This is a genomic window from Streptomyces sp. IBSBF 2435, from assembly GCF_036815005.1.
Taxonomy (GTDB): domain Bacteria; phylum Actinomycetota; class Actinomycetes; order Streptomycetales; family Streptomycetaceae; genus Actinacidiphila.
This window is the reverse complement of record NZ_JAJSYW010000069.1, coordinates 1-20,773: the sequence shown is the minus strand read 5'-3', so window position 1 is coordinate 20,773 and position 20,773 is coordinate 1. Positions and strand designations below refer to the sequence as shown.

The window sequence follows — 20,773 nt, the reverse complement described above, 5'->3', positions numbered from 1 at the left end:
TGTGGAGTCTTTATCATGCCCATTCGGAGACGAACGGGCACATCTGCCGGAGCTAACAGGCAAGGTGCCCCGGCTGTGGGGCGTTCCGCCTCCGGGCACCGGCGTCAATAGAAGCCCGCCGTGACCTCGACGGGGAGGTTGAGGCCCGCACGGCGGACAGACAGGAGTCGACAACAAGTGGCGAACAGCAGTGTCGTCGGCGGCCTGTGCCGGCTCGTCGTCCGCGCGCCGTCCACCGGCTTCGAACTCGCCGTCCCCACCGACGTCCCGGTGATCGACCTGCTGCCGACGATCGTCGGCTACGCGGGGACCGATCTCGACGAGGCCGGCCTCGAACACGCCGGGTGGGTCCTGCAACGGCTTGGTGGCGCCGCGCTCGACGACGAGGGCACCGCCGACTCGCTCGGCCTGCACGACGGCGACGTGCTCTACCTGCGTCCCCGTCGCGCCGAGATGCCGCCCATCCACTTCGACGACCTCGTCGACGGTGTCGCGACCGCGCTGCGCGAGCGTCCCGACTCCTGGCGCCCCGAACTGTCCCGGCGGCTGCTGATCGGTTTCGTGCTGGCGCTGCTGGGCGCGGGCCTCGCCGTACTGGCTCTGCCCGGCGCGCACGCGCCACGGGTCGCCGCGGCCGTGTTCGTGGCCGTGCTGCTGGTCGCGGGGGCCGCCTCGGCCGCCCGTGCGGTCGGCGACACCGCGGCGGGCACCGCCCTCGGTGTGGCGGCCGTCCCGTTCATGTCCCTGGCCGCGGCGCTGCTGCCCACCGGCGCGGGCGACGACCTGCTCGGCGCGCGGGTGCTGGCCGGCGCGGCCGCCACGACCGGCATGGCGGTGATCGCCATCGCGGTGGTCGGCAGCGGGGCCCCGCTCTTCCTCGGTGTCGCGCTGGCCTCCTCCACCGCGGCGCTCGGCGGCGTGGCCATGGTCTTCGGCGTGGAACTCGGGCACGCGGCCGCGGTGATCGCCGCGCTCACGGTGATCGAGGGCGTGTTCGTGCCCGCGGTCGGGTTCCGGCTCTCGGGCCTGAAGCTGCCGCCGCTGCCGGGTAACAGCGAGCAGCTCCAGGAGGGCATCGAGCCGCTCGCGGCCGAGAACGTGCTCTCCCGCAGCGCGATCACCGACCAGTACGTCGCGGCGCTGTTCATCGCCATCGCGGCGCTCTACGTCGGCTGCCTGACCGGGCTGACCACGACGGGCGGCTGGCCGTCGTACGCGCTGATGGGATCGCTGTCGCTCCTGGCGCTGCTGCACGGCCGCTCGATCGGCGGGACCACGCAACGGCTGGCGGTGACGCTGCCGGGGGCGTACGGCGTCGTGCTGGTGGCCGTACGGCTCGGCATCGCGCTGCCGGACGGCACGCGGCTGGTCCTGACGGCCGCGTTGCTCCTGCTGGCCGGCGGCCTCGCCATCGCCTCCTGGAGCGTTCCCGGGCGGCGGATGCTGCCGCACTGGGGACACGCCGCCGACCTCGTGCACACGCTGGTGGCTGTGAGCGTCCTGCCGCTGGTGCTTCTCGTGTTCGGCGCCTACTACCGGCTGCGCGGCATCTAGCCGATGCCCCGCGCACACGACCCGGCGACGAAGGAAGTGACGCGACATGCAGTCGCGGCGTGACCAGATCCAGGCCCACTCCTTCGTCATGGGCCGGCTTACCTCCGCGGTGCTCCGCGTCGACCTCGACGGGGCCGCGCAGCCCGTCGCCCGTACGAGCAAGGGCACGCTCGGCGGTCTCATGATCGCTGTCCTCGCGGGTGTCATCGTGGCTCTCTACGGCCTGGTTGTCCCGGGAGGCGGCGACCGGAGCTGGGAGAAGCCGGGCACGCTCGTCGTCGACAGCGGCACCGGTGCGAGATACCTGTACATCGCCGACGCGCTGCACCCGGTCCTCAACGTGACCTCGGCGAGGCTGTTCGCAGGCAGCCGACTGACCGTCAAGTCGGTCGGCACGAGCGCGCTGCGGGGCGTGACGCGCGGCGCGCCGTTCGGTATCGCCGACGCGCCCGACGCGTTGCCGCCCGCTGGTGACCTGAGCAGGAACGCGTGGTCGGCCTGCGTCGCCACGCGGTCCGCCGAGAGTTCCGGCGTGCCGCAACTCGTCCTCGGTGTCGGGCAGGGCGTGCGGGGACGCGCGCTGACGGGCGGTCAGGCGATCGTGGTCTCGGCCCCGGACGGGACCGGTTACCTGCTGTGGGACGGGCGACGGCTGCGGATCGACGCCGCCGAGGGCGTGACCCGGGCGCTCGGCTACACCGGCGCCGCACCGGTGCCAGTGACCTCGGGCTTCCTCGACGCCGTGCCGGCCGGACCCGACCTGGCGCCGCCCGACCTGGCCGGACTCGGCGACGCCGGACCGGAACTGGCGGGGCAACCGACACGGGTCGGGCAGTTGTTCACCGATCAGACCGGCCGGCACTACGTGCTGACGCGCAAGGGCCTCGCGCCGCTCACCGCCACGGTCTTCGTGCTGCTGCGCGGCGAACCGGGAATCCAGCGGCACGCGTACGAGGGTGGCGCCGTGACGGTCCCGACACTGGGACCCGACGACTTCGCCCGCAACGCCGCGCCGAAGTCGACCGCGGCGTCGCTGGCGGCTCTCGGCACCACCTTCCCCACGACGCCGCCGCACGCGGTGACCGTCGGGGAGACCCAGGCCGTCTGTGCGAACCTGCGCCCCAGCACCGGGGCGGTGTCCAGCGGCATCGGTGTCGCCGACTCCGCCACAGTGCGGGCGGCGGCCGCGCCGCCGGGCCAGGGCCGCGGCATCACGCCGAGCTGCGACGGCGCCGACCTCGTGGCGGTCAAGGGCGGCTCCGGCGCGCTCGTGGCGGTCTCGCCCGCGGGCGGCGGTTCCGGCAGCACCGAGTACCTGGTCACCGACAACGGCGTGAAGTACTCAATCCCGGCGGGCGCCGCCGGCAGGGCCGGGTACACCGGCTCGGACGCGGTCACGCTGCCGGCGACCGTCGTCGCGCTCCTTCCGACGGGTCCGAGCCTGGACCTCTCGGCGTCCGCCGGCGGCGGAGTCCGCGAACCGGTCACCACCACGGTGTCCTGCGGTGACTGAGCCGGGCAGGGCGTCCGTCTCCACCGCCACGGGTGTTCGGACGTGCCGATGTCCGAGGACGAACGGGCACACCCACCATATGCGGACGTGACCGTCCCAGGTCGCGAGCTAGCCTGGCGGAGGTGACGCGAGTGCGCGCGGCACTGCTGACGTTCCGTCAGTTCGACAACCGTCACCATCGACGAGGAGGCCATGACATGGCTGCGAACGGCACGCTGGCAAAGGACGACGGCGCGGTCCAGAAGGCGCTCGCCGCGCTCGACGCCCATGTCGGCGCGATGCGCAACGCGTACAACACCGCCGACTCGATCAACCAGTCGATCGCCGCGAACTACATCGCCGACTCCAGCAGCGCGTTCCAGCGGCAGATCGAGCAGTGGATGCAGACGTGCCAGCATGTGGCGAGCATGTTCCAGACCCTCCAGTCCGACCTGCAGGGCGCGAGCCAGCAGATCAGCAGCGCCGACGAGAACGCGCTGCACATGAGCGGTTTCACCGGCGGCAGCCAGGCGGAGAACTACGCGAACATCCTGACCGGCAAATGACCCAATCGGTACCTGACCCGGCGCCCGGCCCGGCCGGCGGCTGATCCCAGCCGACCCGGCCGGCGACCGGTACGACCGCCCCCCGACTCAGCGCGACAAGAACAGAGGGACCTTCCATGGCAAACGTGAACCTCAGGCACGAAGGCGTCAGCCAGGCCGTCGAAGACATGCAGCGGGTCGCCAACGACATGCTCAGCGCGGTCGAGGACCTGATGAACCAGCTCCAGCCGCTGGCCTCCTCCTTCTCCGGTATGGCCGCCGAGGTGTTCGAGGAGATCTCGAAGAACCGGCAGCAGATCTACCACGACCTGACCGCGAACTTCAGCGCCGGCAGCAGCACGCTCGACACCATGCACCAGAGCCTGAACGATGGTGACCGGCGCGGCGCTTCGATCCTCGGCGGCTGACCACGCGCGGGCGCCACCGGATCCGCTGACCGATAGGAGGGAGCGTCATGGGTTCCAAGGACTCCGGCGATCTCAAGATCACCGACACGTACCTGAAGGACTTCGCCCAACACAAGCTGGCCAACTTCATCTCGGCACTGACCACGGGCCCCTCGATCGCCCAGTTGCGGGAGTTCGCGCAGGGCCTCCCCCAGGGCGCGACTCCGGGTGGCGACCCGTCGGGCGGCTACAACCAGCTCCTGACCGGGAACCCGGCGGCCCTGTCCAGCGGCGTGACCCTGCAACAGGACTTCAAGACCCTCACCTCCACGCTGTGGGAGCAAATCCAGAATCTGACGACGAACGCGAAAAAGATGTCAGCGGATCTGCTCGCCGTCGACTTGGTGCTCACCGACAGCGACGACAAGGCGCACCTCACCTCCGCAGATATGCGGGCCGACCTGGAAAACCTCAACTTCGGGGTCAGTTTGGGCGGCAGCAACCCCAACACCAGCACGACCACCTGACGCACGACCCGGCGCACCTATCCGGACGGCCCCGATCGGGCGCGGGCGGGGAGACCAGAGACAGGAGTAGCACATGCCCGAGAGTTTCGAGGAAGCTCTCAAGGTCCTGGCCGACAGCAGTGCCGACAACACGCTGCCCGACCGCGACGCGGTGGCCGGTGGCTCCGCGGAATGGTTCGACAACTGGAACGTCGCCGCCCATGTGATCCACAACCTCTCCACCAACTGGGACCTGTGGTGGAAGCAGAACTGGACGCACGTCGGTGTCCACTACGAGATCGTCGTCGGCCTGAACCTCAAGAAGTCCTGGTTCGACTCCAGCAGCAACCCCTGGCAGCAGTTCTACGTGGGGCCGAAGACCATCCTTGACTCCTTCACCAACTCGCCCTGGCAGACGAACGAGTTCAGCCCGCACAGCTTCTGGTACGGCGGGCAGATGCTCCAGGACCTGTCGAAACTACTCGACACGTGGAACCAGAACATGACCACGTGGGCCAACGACGTCAACACGTCGGGAAGCGACTTCCAGGGCAGTGCCGCCGGGGTCTTCAAGCACTCCCTCCAGACTTTCGCCGGCCTGCTCGACGCGCTCTCCGAGCAACTGGCCCCCCAGAGCATCACCGACCAGCTGTTCAATGTGAAGGACAAGACGACGGACAGTGTGGCCACACTGGCACAGGCGTTCCTCGACTGGCACGACAACTCCGCCAACATGCCGTGGAACGTGGCCAACCAGCAGTTCCAGAACGTGATGGGCGGGGCGCATATCAGCTACCACTGGTCGGGCGCGCACATGCAGCCGCACATCAGCACGAGCCTTGGCGACCCCGGTGACCAGAGGTTCTGGGACTCCCTGGAGAACATGTCGAAGAGTGCGTGGCTGGCGACGCTCGTCCCGCTCGACAACGCGGCGCAGACGTTCCTGAGCAATGTCGATAGCGCCTACAGGAACGCGTCGTCGGTGATCCCGTCGACCTTCGTCCCGCCGGTGGTCCTGGCACCGCCCAGTACCGACCCGAACTCCAGCGGCTCGAACGGCAACATCCCGAACCTGAACAGCCCCCACGAGTTCAACTCCAGCGGCTCCGGTGGTGGGGGCGGCGGGGGCTCGCACATCCCGAACGTGAACGTCCCCGACCTCAGCGACTTCGACATCGGCGGCTCGGGCGGCAAAGCCGGGGGCGGTGGCGGTGACGGCCCGCTCGGTTCCCCGAAGATCGGCAACAACCTGCTGACCGGGGGCAGCTTCGACACGGGTGGCACCGGCGGCACGGGCGTCGGCGGGCAGGACACGATCGACGGGCCCGACGGGCTGCCGGTCTTGAACGCCAGCGGTCTGCCGCTCTCGGTTCCCCCCGGGTCGACGATCAACTCCCAGAACCACGTCATCGGCCCCGACGGCAAACCGGTGCTCGGCCCGGACGGCAGACCCCTGACGGTGCCGCCGAACTCCAGGGTGGCGGCGAACACCGGCAAGAGGTCTACCAGGACCGGCTCCGACTTCGACAGCGGCGGCACCGGCGGCAACGCCAAGCCGTCCGGCGTCGAGACGGTCGACGGGCCGGACGGCAAGCCGATCACCGGCAGCAGCGGGCTCCTCACCGTGCCCAAGGGGTCCCGCATCGGCGCCGGCGGCCAGGTGTTCGACGCCCAGGGCAACCCGGTCATGGGACCGAACGGCCAGCCGCTGAAGGTGCCCAAGGGCTCGACGCTCAGTGGTACCGGCGGGTCGTCCGGTGACGACGACCTCCACGACGCCGACCTGCTCGGCAGCAGCGGTTTCGGCAGGTCGCCCTCCCTCGGCGGGCTGGGCCTGGGCGGCGGCGCGGGCGGTACGGGTGGCGGCGCCGGCGGGCTGCCGAAGCTGCTGAGCACCGAGACCGGCACGAGCAGTCGCCTCAAGAGCCTCACCGGGCAGGAGCCTGGCGCCGAGAGCCCCGGCGACGGCATCGGGAACGGCGAGTTCGCCACCGCCAAGGTGGCCGCGCAGGAGAGCCAGTCGATCGGCCGGGTCTCCACGGTGGGCGGTACCGGGGCCGGCTCCGAGGAGTCGTCGATGATGCCTCCGATGGGCGGTGGCATGGGCGGCATGACCGGCGGCGGGGGCGCCGACGGCGGGTCGAGGAAGACCTGGGTCACCGAGGACGAGGAAGTGTGGGGAACCGGGACCGACACCGGTTTCGGAGTCATCGGCCGCTGACAGCGGCCGGTCAGGACCGGGAAGGAGAACGGATCGATGCGCGGTTCGGCAGGTCGATCGCTCAAGGAACAACTCGACGAGGCGATGGGCGAGCTGCAGGAGCACCAGCAGAAGCTGGCCACGCTCCACGAGGAGCTGCGCAAGGCGACGGCGACGGTCAGGTCGAAGGACCGCACCCTGGAAGTGACGATCGGGAACCGCGGCGACGTCCAGGAGATCCATTTCCACGGCACCGACTACCGGATGATGGCCCCGGTGGAGCTGTCGGCGGTGCTCGTCGAGACGATCGCCGCCGCGCGGCGCGAGATGGCGGGCAAGGTGAACGCGGCGTTCGCGCCGTTGCGGGGTTTCGGGGCGCGACTGCGCGAGTCCATGGCGGGCGGATCCGAACTCGACGACGTCATGGCGCCGTTGCGCGCGATGCTGCGCCCGGCCGACCGCGCGGTGACCACCGAGCAGGAGGACTGGAATGGCTGATCTGGAGTTCACCGACAACCTGGCGACGAACTTCTCGCAGTTCGACGAGATCGCCGGCATCCACGAGGCGATCCGGTCGAGGCTCGACCGGATCAGAGCGCTCAACCTGGCCGGCGGCGGCAGGGACGACGAGTACGCGAAGTCCTACCACGAGCAGGTGAAGACCCCGACCTCCGACCTCGACACCCTGCTCGGCGGGGTCGGCACGCTGCTAGGGGCCACCGGCGAGAACGGCTCGACCGTCTCGCGGACCTTCGACGACGTGGAGGGCGGCGCGACGGAGACCGCCAAGCGCGGGTCCATGGGGTGACGAATTGGTCCGAGCAGTGGCGGACCGGTCTGCGGACGACCGGCCCGTCCGCGAGTGACGGGCCGATCCGTCAGGTGACGGATCGACGGGGCCGACGGCCTCGGGAATGTGCAACGGTGCCGCCGGGAAGGGCGTGACAGGTCGTGGCCATCGAGTTGCCCAGTGGGCTTTCGGACTTGTTCTCGGGGCTGTCGGGCATGCCGTGGCCGCAGGCGAACGAGGACATCCTGCGGGAGGTCCAGGGGCTGTACGTCAGCGCGTCGGGCGACTTCGACGAGCTGGCCGACTCGGTCGGCTCGCTGGTCCGCGCGGTCTCGGAGAACTTCCACGGCGAGTCCGCGGAGGCGTTCCTGGCGAACATGAGGGACTACGTCTCGGGGCCCGACTACCTCGGCACGGCCAAGGACCAGACCCTGAAGCTGGCCGAGTACGCGGAGAACTACGCGGCCGAGGTCGAGTACGCGAAGTGGATGATCCTCGCGATGCTCATCCAGCTTGCCGCGGAACTGGCCGAGTTGGCGGTCATGTTGATGTCCGGCGACGAGTTGGGTGCGATCGAGGAGAGCGAGCAGGTCGTCGAGACCGAGATCGCCACACAGATCATCTCCCGCACCCTGCTGAGGAAGCTGCTGAAGTTCATCGGGGAGCACGTGGTGCGCTCGGTGGGTCTCGGCATCGCGATGGACGGGGTCATCCAGGCCATCCAGATCGCCCAGGGGCACCGCCACGGCTGGTCGTGGGACAACACCGTCCAGACGCTGGAGTTCTCGGCCGTCGGCACCGGGGTCGGACTAGGCCTGGGGCCGCTGGGGAAAAAGCTGGGCTCCTTCCTCAAGGACGCGCTCGGCAACGGCCTGGGCAAGGGACTCGGCAAGGACCTGGGCGACGTCTTCGACCGCACCTCGGGTCCGCTGGGCGACGACGGCGGCAAGGACCTCGGCAACGACCTCGGGAAGGTGTTCGGCGACAACGGGCCGTCCCTTGCGGACGGGTTCGGCAAGGGCGGCGGCGCCAAGGACGCCGGGATCGGCGACCACGTCCCCGCCGGCGCTCCCGTCCGGGAGGCGCTCAACGCCGACATCGAGAAGGCCGTCGCCGCGTTCGAGGCCTCCGTCGCCGACACATTCGAACAGCACCTCGCCGACGCCCTGAGCGCGCAGTACGCCCGCGAGCTCGGCGCGGAATTCGCGCGCGCCTTCGCGGAGAGCTGGGGCGGCGCGAGCCTCCGGGGAGTCAAGGAGGCGCTCGCCAGCACCTTGGAACACCACACTGACGTGCTCGGCGAGGACGGTGTCAAGGCGCTGTCGCACGAGATCCCCGACGCCCTCGTGAACCGCCTCGCCAAGCAGGCTGGCCCCGACATCGGCGCCCATGTGGCCGACCTGCTGCACGCCTCGGCGATGGGCGGCATCAACATGACGCTGACCCAGGGCTTCTACGGTGTGATCTTCGATCCGGAACACACCTTCACCGTCAGCGCCTCGGGCACGCTGGGCGGCGTGGCGATGGGCGGCATCGGGCACCTGGGGAGGCTCGGGGTCACCGCGGGTGTCAGCGCGTACAAGGGCAGGATCGCGCCGCCGGAGCCGCCCGTACGCGGCAACGAGACCGGTCCCGTGTCCAAGCAGCCCGACGCGGCACCCGGCACGGACGGCATGCCGACCGCCGGCACCGAGGGCACCGGCACGGGGACCGGTGCCGGAACCGGCACGTCGAAGGGTGGTACCTCGGGCACCGGCGACGCACCGCCGCACGGCCCGGGCACCCCCGTCATCACCACCGGCGGTCGCGGCACGAACGATGGCGCCCGCCCCGGCCCGCGGGAGGTGGCCTCTCCCCCGGTGCCGACCGGTACGGACGGGCACGGCCCTGCCACCCAAGGTCCGGGACGGCCGGAGCAGCGGACGGAGGGAAGGCCGCAGGAGGAGACCGCGCCGCCGCACCCCGTGACCGGTGGAGCCCGGGCCCCGGACCCCCCCGCCACCTCCGACGGCGGGCCGGAGCCGCAGGAGCCGGCAGCACGTGAACCGGAGCCGGGGCCGCCCACGCGTGTCGCCACCCGCGATACCGAGGGCACCGGACGCGGCACCGAGCCCGAGCGGCCCAGGGAACCGGCCCCGGACGACCCGCCGACAAAGGCCCCGGCCCGGGTCTCCACGGCGTCCGGCCACCTCGCCGAGCCGCACACGCCGGCCGGAACCGCCCACGAGCAGGCCCCGTCCACCGGACGCGCCGCCCACGACCCGGAAGGTACCGGTCCGACCCACCCGGTCACGACCGCTCACCGGCCCGTCGGCCACGTGGGGGCCTCGCCGCGGGCGCCGCGCCGTGACGACGCCGTGTCCGGCAGCTCCGGGAACGCGAGCCACGACACGGCGCGGGACACCACCCGGCCCGCCGACGACACCGTCCTGGACCACCTGGACAGCGCACAGCGGATGGGAGTGCGGCTTTTCGTCAAGAAGGACGGCGACCGGGGACTGGCCGTCGTCACCGCGCGCGACGACTCCACGTACGCGCTCCTGGAGGGCAAGGCGACAGCGCCGGTCGTCGTCAGCCGGGAGGAGCTGGTGGCGCACTATACGGTCGCCGGCATGGCCCTCGGGAAGGCGATCAGAGGGCCGCACACGCTCCACGCCATGGGCCTGGACAGGACGGAGCCGCACGGCGACGGGCCGTTCGACCTGGGCATGCTCGGCCGCGGGACCAACGACCTCCAGGTGTTCAACGACACGCAGGTCATCGACCTCGACCATTCGCCGGTGTCGTTCGGCCACTACTCGTTCGACCTGGTGACCGGGGGGAGGAAAAACAACGCACCCCAGCGACAGAACGACCACCTGACGATCGAGAACTCACTGCCCGCGTTGTTCTCGAAGCTGCAGCACGATCCGGAGAGCGTCGGGGTGTTCCTGCGCGATCGGCTGAAGAAGGGGATTCGCGTCGACAAGCGGACCCTGCGCCCGAAGGCGAAGCCGGAGTTCAACAACGACCTCCACACGTCCGGTTACGGCGACGTCGACAACTTCAACTTCCGGCCCGCCCTCGGTGACCAGCGCAACCGGCGGGTCACCGCGGACACGGTCGCGCCGGACCGGCTCGCCCGGCACGACCGGTTCAAGCCGGAGGGCGAAGCGCCCGCCAAGGTCGACGTCGACCAGCGCGTCACCCTGGCCGCGTTCCTCGGCCACGTCGACAGCGCGCTCAAGGTCATGACCCTGGACCCCAAGGTCCGCCACGAGATCAGGGAGTCGTTCGCGCGCGTCGGCCGCCGGACGGGGACCGACGAGGACAAGCTCTACCTGAACGCAGCGCAGAAGGCCGACTTCACGAAGTTCGCCGTGATCGTCGCGAAGGCGACGGGAACGGAGAACGTGCCCGACGTCCTCCACAAGCTCGTCACGGCCACCAACGGCAAGTCGGAGATGGAACTCAAGGCCGCCGACCTCGACGCGATCGGGGAGCGCCTGCACCACAACGAGGAACTGCGGAAGGAGATCGCGGAGAGCGTCCGCGACGGCCGGAGCTGGGTCCGGCAGGAGGGCCAGCCGGACTTCATCGCGGTCCGGAACGCGGTCGTCGACCACTATTGGGACTCCGTCGTCACGCGCGTGACCCAGCACGGGATCGGGAGGTCCTGGCCCCACGAGGAGGGCGCCGGGAGCGGTTCGCGCGGCGAGGAGCGGACCGGTTCCTCACCGAAGGTCCCGCACTCGGCCACCGCCTCGCCCGGCCACTCCGGCACCGGTGCCGCCGGAGGCGGCCGGCCCGCGCGGGGGCAGGCAGATCACGTCACGGGCGATCCGTTCACGGCTGATCCCCGCACGGACGAACGGTTCACGGCCGCCCGGCTGGCGGCGCCTCCGGTGCTCCGCTCGCGCCGCTGGGTGGACCCGGTCTCGGAGGTCAGGGACGCGGCCGGCAAGGCCACACCGCTGCTCGACGCGTGGGGCCGGCCGGTCCTGACCAGGTCCGGCGAACCGGTGCTGAACCGGTTCGACGTGCGGTCCGGCTTCGACGTGCGCAGGTTCGAGTTCGACGGCGAGACGGTGACCGACCTGACCGTGCGGGTGCGGGCGGACACCGACAAGGGCATGTCCGACCAGGAACTCGCCGGGATGTGGCAGAAGGTGGAGAGCGGCGTCGCCCAGCACCTGAACGCCGCCGGCTACCGGCTGTCCGACGGCGACAAGCTGCACGTGACGGTGGAGCGGGTGTCCCACGACGAGGCAGAGCACCTGAAAGTCGGGCGAGTCGACTCGATGGCCGACATGACGCAGCACGCCTGGTCGCCCGACGCCGAGCCGGTGGACTTCGCCCACGAGATCTCCCACCAGCTCGGCCTGCGGGACGAGTACCGCGACGACGGCGCCGAGCAGCGCCTCGACGCCCCCGGCAGCCTCATGGGCGACTACACCCGCACGATGTCGGAGCGGGACCTGCCGCCCGAGTGGCGCGAGGAGTTCCGGGCGCAGATGCCGGTGCACCAAGGGCTTCGCGGACGCCACCTCCAACTGATCAAGGCCATCGTGGGCGACGTGCCGCTCTGGCGGCCCGCCCGTGCCGGCACCGTGACCGGCGGGCAGCACGTCCCCGCGCAGGGTGCCAGGTCCCATGACGGCCCGGCTCGGGACGGCCGTCCCCGGACCGCCGAGGACAGCCCGGCCAACGCCTTCGGCGCCTCACCGCGGGCACCGCGCCTCCGGTACCCGCCGCCGCCCCGACTCGCGGACGAGGCGGCGAAGGACGACGCCTCGGTGCTCGGCCACGTCAACGCCCTGCTGCTCGCGGGACGGCTGAGCGCCGCTCGCGTGCTGCGCGACATGCTGCGCCAGCAGGCCGCCACCGATCCGGTCCGCCGGCACATCGCCGCGGACGTCGACCGGATCGTGTCCACCATCGAGAACGGCTTCGCCGAGCACGAGTTGGGCCATTTCCCGGGTGCGGTGGAGATCCCGAAGACGGTGAACTTCGTCTGGCTCGGCCGCCCCATGAAGGAGGCCGCGATCTCCAACGTGGCCGCGTGGGCCGCGCATGCGAAGGAAGCCGGGTGGAAGGTCACCATGTGGACCGACACCGGGACCAACCGGCACAACACCCAGGTGAGCAAGTGGGACGCCACGACGAAGAAGTCCCTGACCGAGCAGGGCGTCGAGTTCAGGGAGGTCACCGACCTGCTGCCCGAGCGGCCGGTGCCGAACTTCTGGGGGCGGGTGAAGCCGGACCCCCTGGCGGCGGAGGACGACGTCTCCACCCTGCGTGACATCTACCAGAAGGGCCGGGACGCCACCGAGGCCGGCGTGTACCCGATGCTCTCCGACGCGGCCCGCTACGCGGTCCTGTGGCGGGAGGGCGGCGTGTACGCGGATGTCGACATCGCCCCCGGTGGCGTCGACCTGAGGGCGGAGATGCCACGGGTGGGCGTCAGCGACATCCCCTACCTGCCCCCGATGATCCGCGACAGGCAGGCGCTGGACGAGACCAAGGCGCTGGTCGCCTCGGAACTCGGCAAGCCCGTCGCCGACGTCACGCTCAAGGAAGCGGCGAACTACCGCGTCGACCGGGCGGAGTTCGCCAACAACTTCTTCGTGCTGCCGCCGGGTTCCGAGCTGATGGCCCACATCATGGGTTCGATCGCCAAGTCGTCCGGACTCCATGACGTGCTGGACGCCTCACCCGACGAACTCAGCGGTCTCGGAGCTGCGTTGACGGGCCCGTCCGCGCTGGCCCGCGCCCTGCGCGACCACTTCGACGCGCTCGGCGCCCCGGACGCCGAACCGCACGAGCAGGCCGCCGCCCTCGACCCCGGGCACTCCGAGAAGTGGTCGGAACTCGGCTGGATCACCGAAGAGAGCGACAACCAGGAGTACGAGGGGCACCGGTCGGCCGACCCCTCCACGCACCGGCGCGCCAGCGGGAGTGCCCCCCACCGCCCCGGCCCTTCCGTGATCGGTGGCGCCTCGCCGAGGGCGCCGCGTGCCGTGCGGGCCGACAACGACGGCGGTGCCGCCGAGCCGGCCCCGCACCCCGCGGCGCCCGCCAGCGGTCACGTCCAGGAGGTGCCGGAGGTCCACGACGTCCATCAGGACGTCCGCGAGATGCGGGACGAGGCCAGCAGGATCGCGAATGTACTGATGGGCCAGGGCCACGGCCGGATCGAGGAGCCCGGCACGACCGGGCACGACCCGCAGGCACCATCCCGCCAGGACACCCGGCCGAGCACCGGTCACAAGCAGCCGGCGGCTCCGGTCTCCCACCCGCCGACCTCCCACCCACCGGCCCGGGACGGCACACCGGGCCACGGGCGGGTACTCGACACCGGCGGCGTCATCGATCGCCACCACGACGGCCCGGGCATCAGGGAGCACAACAAGCACCCCGAGGAGAGCGCCACCCCGACCGAGGAGCGCACCTACTGCGGCGACCCGATCGACGTAGCGACCGGTCAGATGAAGCTGACCCAGACCGACGTGGAACTGGCCGGGCTGCTCCCACTGGTGGTGTCCCGCACGCACCTGTCCGGGTACCGGCTGGGCGGCTGGTTCGGGCCCTCGTGGGCGTCGACGCTCGACCAACGCGTCGAGATCGACGACGAGGGCGTCTGCTTCGCCGCGGAGGACGGGGCGCTGATCGCCTACCCGTCGCCCGGCGACGGCACGGTACTGCCGCTGCTCGGACCGGCCTGGCCGCTGGCCAGGACCGCCCACGGCGGCTGGGTGATCGCCGACCCGGAGACCGACCGGGCCTGGCACTTCGCGGCCAACGGCACTTCACGGCTGCCGATCGCCGCCGTCATCGACGGCAATGGGCAGCGCATCGACATGGTGTACGACGACGCGGGCGACCTGGTCGGCATCTCGCACTCGGCCGGCTACCGCATCTCGGTCCAGACCGAGGACGGCCTCGTCACCGGCCTGTCGCTGCTCGACCCCACGTCGGAGGAGCTCTCCGTCCCGCTGGCCAGCTTCGGCTACGACCGGGACCGGAGACTCACTGCGGTCCACAACTCCTCCGCCGAGCCGATGCGGTTCGGCTACGACGACGACGGCCGGATCGTGCGGTGGGACGACCGTAACGGAGCCTGGTACACGTACACCTTCGACGCCGACGGGCGCTGCGTCGCCACCGAGGGCGCGCGCGGGTTCCTCACCTACACGTTCGACTACGACCGGGAGAACCTGGTCACCACCGCCACCGACTCGCTCGGCAACACCACCGTCTTCGGGTTCGACGAACGCCTCCGCCTCGTCCGGCAGACCGACGCGCTCGGCAACACGACCGGCTACGAACGGGACCCGCGCGGCCGGGTGCTGGCCGTCACCGATCCGCTCGACCGGGTCACGCGCCACACCTACGACGCGGCCGGGAACCTCGTCACCACCGTGCGTCCCGACGGCAGCCGCATCCTGACGGAGTACAACGCCCACGGGCGGCCCGTCACGCACGTCGAATCGGACGGCACGGTGTGGCGCACCGAGTACGACGAGGCCGGCCGCCCGACCGCCGAGGTCGACCCCTCCGGGGCGCGCACGGCCTACGGCTACGACGAGCGCGGGGACCTGGCCACCGTCACCGATGGGCTGGGCGGAGTGACCCGGATCGAGCGCGACGACGCGGGGCAGCCCGTGGCAGCCGTCGACCCGCTGGGCGCACGGACCTCCTACGCCTACGACCAGTTCGGCCGGGTGACGCGGATCGCCGATTCCGCGGGCGGCGTGACGTGGTTAGCCTGGACCGTGGAGGGCCTGCCGCTGCGCCGGATGGCGCCGGACGGTGCGGTGGAGCGGTGGACGTACGACGGCGAGGGCAGCCTGCGCGAACGCGTCGACGCCCAGGGCCTCTCGACGCGGCTGGAGACCACCCACTTCGACCTCACGACGTCCGAGACCGGCCCCGACGGCGCCCGGCTGGAGTACGGCTACGACACCCAGCGCCGGCTGACGACGGTCACCAACCAGCAGGGCCTGGTGTGGCGTTACGACTACGACGCGGTCGGCAACCTCGTGCGCGAGACCGACTTCGACGGCCGGGTGGTCCGGTACCGGTACGACGCCGCCGGGCAACTGACCGAAACCGCGAGTGCCACCGGACAGCGGATCCGGATCGACCGCGACGTCCTCGGACGCGAGGTGCGCCGAACCGTGCGGGACGCCGAGCGGACGTCGGTGACGACGTTCGCCTACGACGCAGCGGACCGCCTGGTCCTGGCGCGCGACGCCGACACCGAGGTGTCCTGGCGGTACGACGCGCTGGGCAGGGTGCTCGCCGAGACCGTCAATGGCCGTACGGTCGCCTCGGCCTACGACGCCCTGGGCCGGCGGACCCGCCGGACCACGCCGTCGGGCGCGCTCAGCGTGTGGGAGTACGACGCGGCCGGCCGGCCGGCGTCCCTGTCCACGGCGGGCCGGACCGTGCGCTTCGGGCACGACGTCCGCGGCCGCGAGGTGAGCCGCCGGATCGGCGCCGCACTGCGGCTGGACCAGGTGTGGGACGCCAACGACCGGCTCTCCACCCAGGTGGTCGGCATCGGCACGGAGCACGACGCGAGCGTGCCGGGCGGCCGGACGCTGCAGCGGCGGCAGTACCGCTACCGCGCCGACGGGCGGCTGGCCGCGGCCGACGACGCTCTGGCCGGGCCGCGCGAGTACGAACTCGACGACGCGGGGCGGATCACCGGCGTGCGCGGCCCCGACTGGTCGGAGCGGTACGACTACGACCCCGCCGGGAACATCACTGACGCGCAGTGGCCCGCCGTCACGGCCCCGGCCGGCGCCGACGGACCGCGTGAGTACTCGGGCACGCTGATCAGCCGGGCCGGGACGATCCACTACGAGCACGACACGCAAGGTCGGATGGTGGCGCGGCGGGACGAGTCCGCCGCCGAACCCCGCACATGGCGCTACTCCTGGGCCGGTGAGGACCGGCTGGTCGGCCTGGTCGACCCGGACGAGCGGCGCTGGCGGTACCGCTACGATCCGCTAGGCCGGCGCATTGCCAAGGAGCGCCTGGCCGCCGACGGCACGACAGCGGTGGAACGCGTCGACTTCTTTTGGGATGGCGCCGACCTGGTCGAACAGCTCCGGGACGGCGAGCGGTCCACGGTATGGGAGCGGCTGCCCGGCAGCCACCGGGTGCTCAGCCAGACCGAACGGGTGCCGTCGCCGCAGGCCGCGGACGACTGGGTCGACGAGCGGTTCCACGCCGTCGTCACTGACCTCGTCGGCACCCCCACCGAACTCGTCGACGAGGCAGGAGCACTGGCCTGGCGCGCGGAGGGCACCGTGTGGGGTGCGATGCGGACCGGCGCTTCGGGCGACGCGGACATCCCGCTGCGCTTCCCCGGGCAGTACCACGACGCCGAGTCCGGGCTGCACTACAACGTCATGCGCTACTACGACCCCGCGACGGGCCGCTACGCGAGCACCGACCCGCTCGGCCTGCTGGCCGGGCCCAACCCGCGCGCCTACGTGGCGAATCCGACCGGCGCCGTCGACCCGCTCGGCCTTATGCCGGACGACTGCGACGGCTCGAAGCGCGGCCGCAGGAGCGGGGCGGGCGGATCACAGTCGAGGTCGCGCAGCGCGGCTCCCCACCGGTCCCGCTCGATGTTCAGCCGAACCCGGGATCACAGCCCCGCCTACGACCACACCGTGACCAGTTACGTGACACAGGACTCCATGAGCGGCGTGCCGCGCCGCAGGGTCCCCGACCAGAACACCGTCATGGGCGAGTCCGCGCGCGTGGCGATGCAGAACGCCAACCTCTACCCAGGCGCCCCCTCCAGTTGGCTGCACGGCGCTGCGGCCTGGGCCCACGGAGACCCCGTCTACGGGACCCCGCAGCGGCGGGACAACCTCTTCGCCGGGACCCAGCAGACGAACATGGAGCACCTGCGCTATGAGTCGGGAGCCACCGAGCAGGGCCTCCCGATGCTGGGCGTGCCGATCACGTCGATCGGCCTACGCCACCCGGTCGGCGGCAACAATGTCTTCCGGGAGGCCGAGTACACCGTCCACTCGCCGTACGACCCGCAGAACCGGCTCAGCAGGCAGATCAACCCGTTCGACGTGCGGTCGGTCGGGCAGCGCGAGGCCGACGGCGACCTGCCCGAACGCGGCCGGATCCACCGGTATATGGAGAGCGAGTTCGCGCACTGGACGATGAGCGTGCTGGACGAAAGCGATCTGCCGCCCGAGTACCACCGCTGGCAGCGGGACAACGGCCGGTTCTCCCCCGCGAACTCGGACCAGTCCGGCAGCCCCGCGGTGATCCCGTCCTCGCTCCCGTCCGGAAGCCCGCACGCCGGGCCGTCCTCGCTGAGCCCCCACCTCCCCCCGCCACCCGCGAGCAGCCACCAACCGTACCGGCCCTCGCGATCGGGGTACGGGGCGTCCTCCTCCACGAGCGAGTACGGCTCATCCGCGTCGATGGGCGGCTACGCACCACCGCCCCAGCCGATGGGCGGCTACGGACCGGCCCACTACGGCGGGGGGTACGGGCAGACCCCGACCGTGGGGGGCGGCTACGGGCAACCCCAGACCATGGGGATGGGCATGGACTACGGCTCGCACTCCCCGGCGGGTACGGGCTACAGCCCGCCGCCCTTCGCTCCTCCCATGGGGGCACCGCCGGTCTCCGGCTCCTCCTCCCACTGGCCCCCCGCGTCCATGTCCGGGTACGCGCAGTCCCCCTACTCCAGCGGCAGCGGCCAGAGTTCCATGGTGGGCCCGTCCAGCACGCGACCGCCGGCCCACTACGTCGGGAGGCACATCTCGGTGGGTGGGGTCCGGTACCGGTGGAGCGACAGCAAGGGAAGGTATGTCAGTGAATGAGGGCACCGTCTCGGCGCAGGCCGCCGAGGTCGCGTCCGAGTCGGACGGTGGTGCGCGACCGGCGTCCCCGGCCCCTCTGCCGCCCGCCGAAGTGCCGTCGCGGCAGGAAGCGCCGGCGCCGCGGGTGAGCTCCCGGCCGTGGCGGCAACTGGCGGCACTCTCGCAGCGCCGCACAGCTTCGACGCCCCGGACCGGGACAGGGACCACGACAGGAGTCACGACCGGCACCGCGACTGCCGCGGCGGCGCCACCGCCGTCGCTCGCGATCGCCGCGACGGCGCCCGCCGACCATCCGGAGGACTCCGGTTCACCGCGTCCCGGCCGGGTCAGCGCACCCATCCGAGCGGCGGCGGCGATCACCGGCGTCGTCCTCGTGGGAGGCGCGTTCGCGATCGCCCTCCAAAACCGCGACACAGTACCGGCCCACCCGCCGAAATCCGGCGCGGCGGTCTACCGGGTCGACGACCACCACCTCGACGGCGCGTGGAACGGCACCTCGGCGGCCCACCTGTCGACGCTTTCCGGCGGCGCCTCCGCCGCGGACCCGACCGGCACGGCACCGGCCGGCTCCCGGCATTGAGCGAGCGCGTTCGGGCAGATCCGGCGGGGCGAACGGGCAGGAGGAGGGCGCTTCCGCAGGCAGGCACGGGTGCGGAAACCTATGATCGGAGCGCCTGCGGCCAGATGGGGTCGATACTGTTCCGGGCACCCGAACCGGAGCGCCACGGGCCGACGCGTCGGCAGGAGCTGCCGCTGCCCACCCGTGCGAGGAAGGTGCGGTGGAGCGGCCGCTCGCGTGAGGAGTCCAAGAGTGAAAGGCGCAGCCTTCCGCACCACTCCGCAGGGCTTCGCGCTGCTCGTCAGCCCGTCGGCCGGTGGCAGCCCGGAAGCGACGCGACTGGCCCGCGCACTGGCGGCTGATCCCGGCCGCCAGGTCGTCGCCGCGGACTCACCCGACGAGCAGGACAACGAGGCGTTCTGGATGTCCGTCGCCGACCTGCTGATCGGCGGCGGACCCGTCCGGCTCGCGGTCCCGGGCGCGGGCAGCGGCATGGCGTCGTCGCAGGCGCAGTGGCTCGCCGACTGGCTCGACACCGAGGTCGTGGCACCCGACGGGCCGCTGGTACCGGCCGGCACGAGCGTCCTCGTCACGCCCTCCGGCGTCACCGGCGAGCCGGGCCGCTGGATCTCGTTCACCCCGGGCATGCCGCCGACGCCGCTGGGCGCGCGGTTCCCCGAGCCACGGTGGGACACCGCTCTGGCCACGGCCGGCGTGTCGACGGTCGAGGCCGGCCTGGCCGAATCCCTCCCGGCCGGGCTGTGGTTGCACGGCAGGTCGCAGCCCCCGGACGACGAGGCGCTGCGCGCGCCGCTGCTCGACCTCGCAATCTCGCCCGACGTACCGACCGTCGTGCTGGGCTCCCCCGACGCCACCCGGCAACCCGTCGAGGAATACATGGCGTTGCGCGCCGCGCTGCCTGCCTCCGTCGCGGTGTCGGTGCGCCTGGTGCCATACGGTCCCGAAGGCGACGAGCCGATCGGGCAGGTGCTCGCCGACCTTGTCGGCGGGCCCGTGGTGACGACGATCGGCGTACCGGACGGCGGCGAGGACGGCCCCGGCACCTCACGGCTCCACGACAGCACGGGCCGGCGCACCTGGGAGCCCTTCGCGATCGAGGTCGCGTACCGGCCCCGCCGCGGCGGCCCCGCGCCCGAGCCCGAGGTCGTCGAGTACCGGGCACCGCTTCCGGACCTCGACGAGGTGGCCGGGCTGCCCGGCACCTTCGACCTCGGTTCCGGTGTCGTGGTGGAAGTCGTGCAGAGCGGCCTGTGGCTGCGTGGCGCCGGCCAGAGATCCGAACCGGGAGTGCGCGCGCTGCCCACCGATCCTGGCCACGCGCGGATCACCGTCGGCGGGGCGGGTGGAGCGCCACCGGAGGAACTGCTGTCGGCCGCGTCGATGCTCGCGGAGCGGCTGGAGCCGGGCGTGCAGCACTACGTGCGGCTCGGATACCTGCGACTGGGGGACGAGGAAGCCGGCGCAACCGTGCCGGAGGGCCGGTCCGGTCCGCCGGTCGCCGGTGCCACTCAGCACGTCGCGCCCGACACCTCCTCACCGCGCCGTGAACACCTGGCCCGACAGGCCGACCCGCCGGATCCGGTCCCCCGTCCGACGGTCTCCACGGTCGGCAGGGGAACCCGGCCGACGGAGCGGCCCGCACCGCGGATCGGGCGGCCGGTGACCCCGGCAAGTGCGGTGGCCCCGGCGCCCCTTCCTCCGGTTGCCCCGACCGGCGTCACGGTCCCGCCTTCCTCGCCACCGGTCGCCGAGCCTTCGGTGTCGGCCACCCCCGAGCCGCCGGCCGTGCCCCCCGCGCGGCCGCCCGCACGACCGTCCACCCCCGAACTGGCCGCGCCCGCGCCCAAGC

Annotated in this window: 10 protein-coding genes and 1 pseudogene; all 11 read left to right on the top strand. The window is 71.9% G+C overall.

The window, feature by feature from the left end; genetic code table 11:
- Positions 1-177: 177 nt before the first annotated feature.
- Positions 178-1,554 (top strand): type VII secretion integral membrane protein EccD, encoded by a 1,377-nt coding sequence (gene eccD / locus V7E46_RS15900; protein ID WP_333769024.1) that lies wholly within the window; start codon positions 178-180, stop codon positions 1,552-1,554.
- A 46-nt stretch (positions 1,555-1,600) separates the two neighbouring features.
- On the top strand, positions 1,601-3,067 hold the full coding sequence (gene eccB, locus V7E46_RS15895) for a type VII secretion protein EccB (RefSeq protein ID WP_333769023.1): 1,467 nt from the start codon (positions 1,601-1,603) through the stop codon (positions 3,065-3,067).
- 197 nt (positions 3,068-3,264) lie between these two features.
- Positions 3,265-3,612, top strand: a complete 348-nt coding sequence (locus V7E46_RS15890; protein WP_333769022.1) for a hypothetical protein — start codon at positions 3,265-3,267, stop codon at positions 3,610-3,612.
- Positions 3,613-3,728: 116 nt separating this feature from the next.
- Positions 3,729-4,019, top strand: a complete 291-nt coding sequence (locus V7E46_RS15885; RefSeq protein ID WP_333769021.1) for a WXG100 family type VII secretion target — start codon at positions 3,729-3,731, stop codon at positions 4,017-4,019.
- A gap of 47 nt (positions 4,020-4,066) precedes the next feature.
- Complete coding sequence (locus V7E46_RS15880; RefSeq protein WP_333769020.1) at positions 4,067-4,525, top strand: hypothetical protein; 459 nt, start codon at positions 4,067-4,069, stop codon at positions 4,523-4,525.
- Between the two features lie 73 nt (positions 4,526-4,598).
- The gene (locus V7E46_RS15875; protein ID WP_333769019.1) at positions 4,599-6,725 is read left to right on the top strand and encodes a hypothetical protein; all 2,127 of its coding nucleotides are present in this window, start codon (positions 4,599-4,601) and stop codon (positions 6,723-6,725) included.
- A 36-nt stretch (positions 6,726-6,761) separates the two neighbouring features.
- Positions 6,762-7,202, top strand: coding sequence for a YbaB/EbfC family nucleoid-associated protein (locus V7E46_RS15870; protein WP_333769018.1), 441 nt, complete (start codon positions 6,762-6,764; stop codon positions 7,200-7,202).
- Positions 7,195-7,512, top strand: a complete 318-nt coding sequence (locus tag V7E46_RS15865) for a hypothetical protein (RefSeq protein ID WP_333769017.1) — start codon at positions 7,195-7,197, stop codon at positions 7,510-7,512. The genes V7E46_RS15870 and V7E46_RS15865 overlap by 8 nt, the downstream gene beginning before the upstream one ends.
- A 176-nt stretch (positions 7,513-7,688) precedes the next feature.
- Positions 7,689-18,344 carry a DUF6531 domain-containing protein gene (locus tag V7E46_RS15860; RefSeq protein WP_333769016.1) on the top strand — a complete coding sequence of 3,552 codons (10,656 nt, stop codon included), beginning with the start codon at positions 7,689-7,691 and terminating at the stop codon, positions 18,342-18,344.
- Positions 18,337-18,924: a hypothetical protein gene (locus V7E46_RS15855; protein WP_333769015.1), complete on the top strand. Its 588-nt coding sequence runs from the start codon at positions 18,337-18,339 to the stop codon at positions 18,922-18,924. The genes V7E46_RS15860 and V7E46_RS15855 overlap by 8 nt, the downstream gene beginning before the upstream one ends.
- A gap of 231 nt (positions 18,925-19,155) precedes the next feature.
- Positions 19,156-20,773, top strand: a pseudogene (locus V7E46_RS15850) (hypothetical protein); the annotation flags it as partial.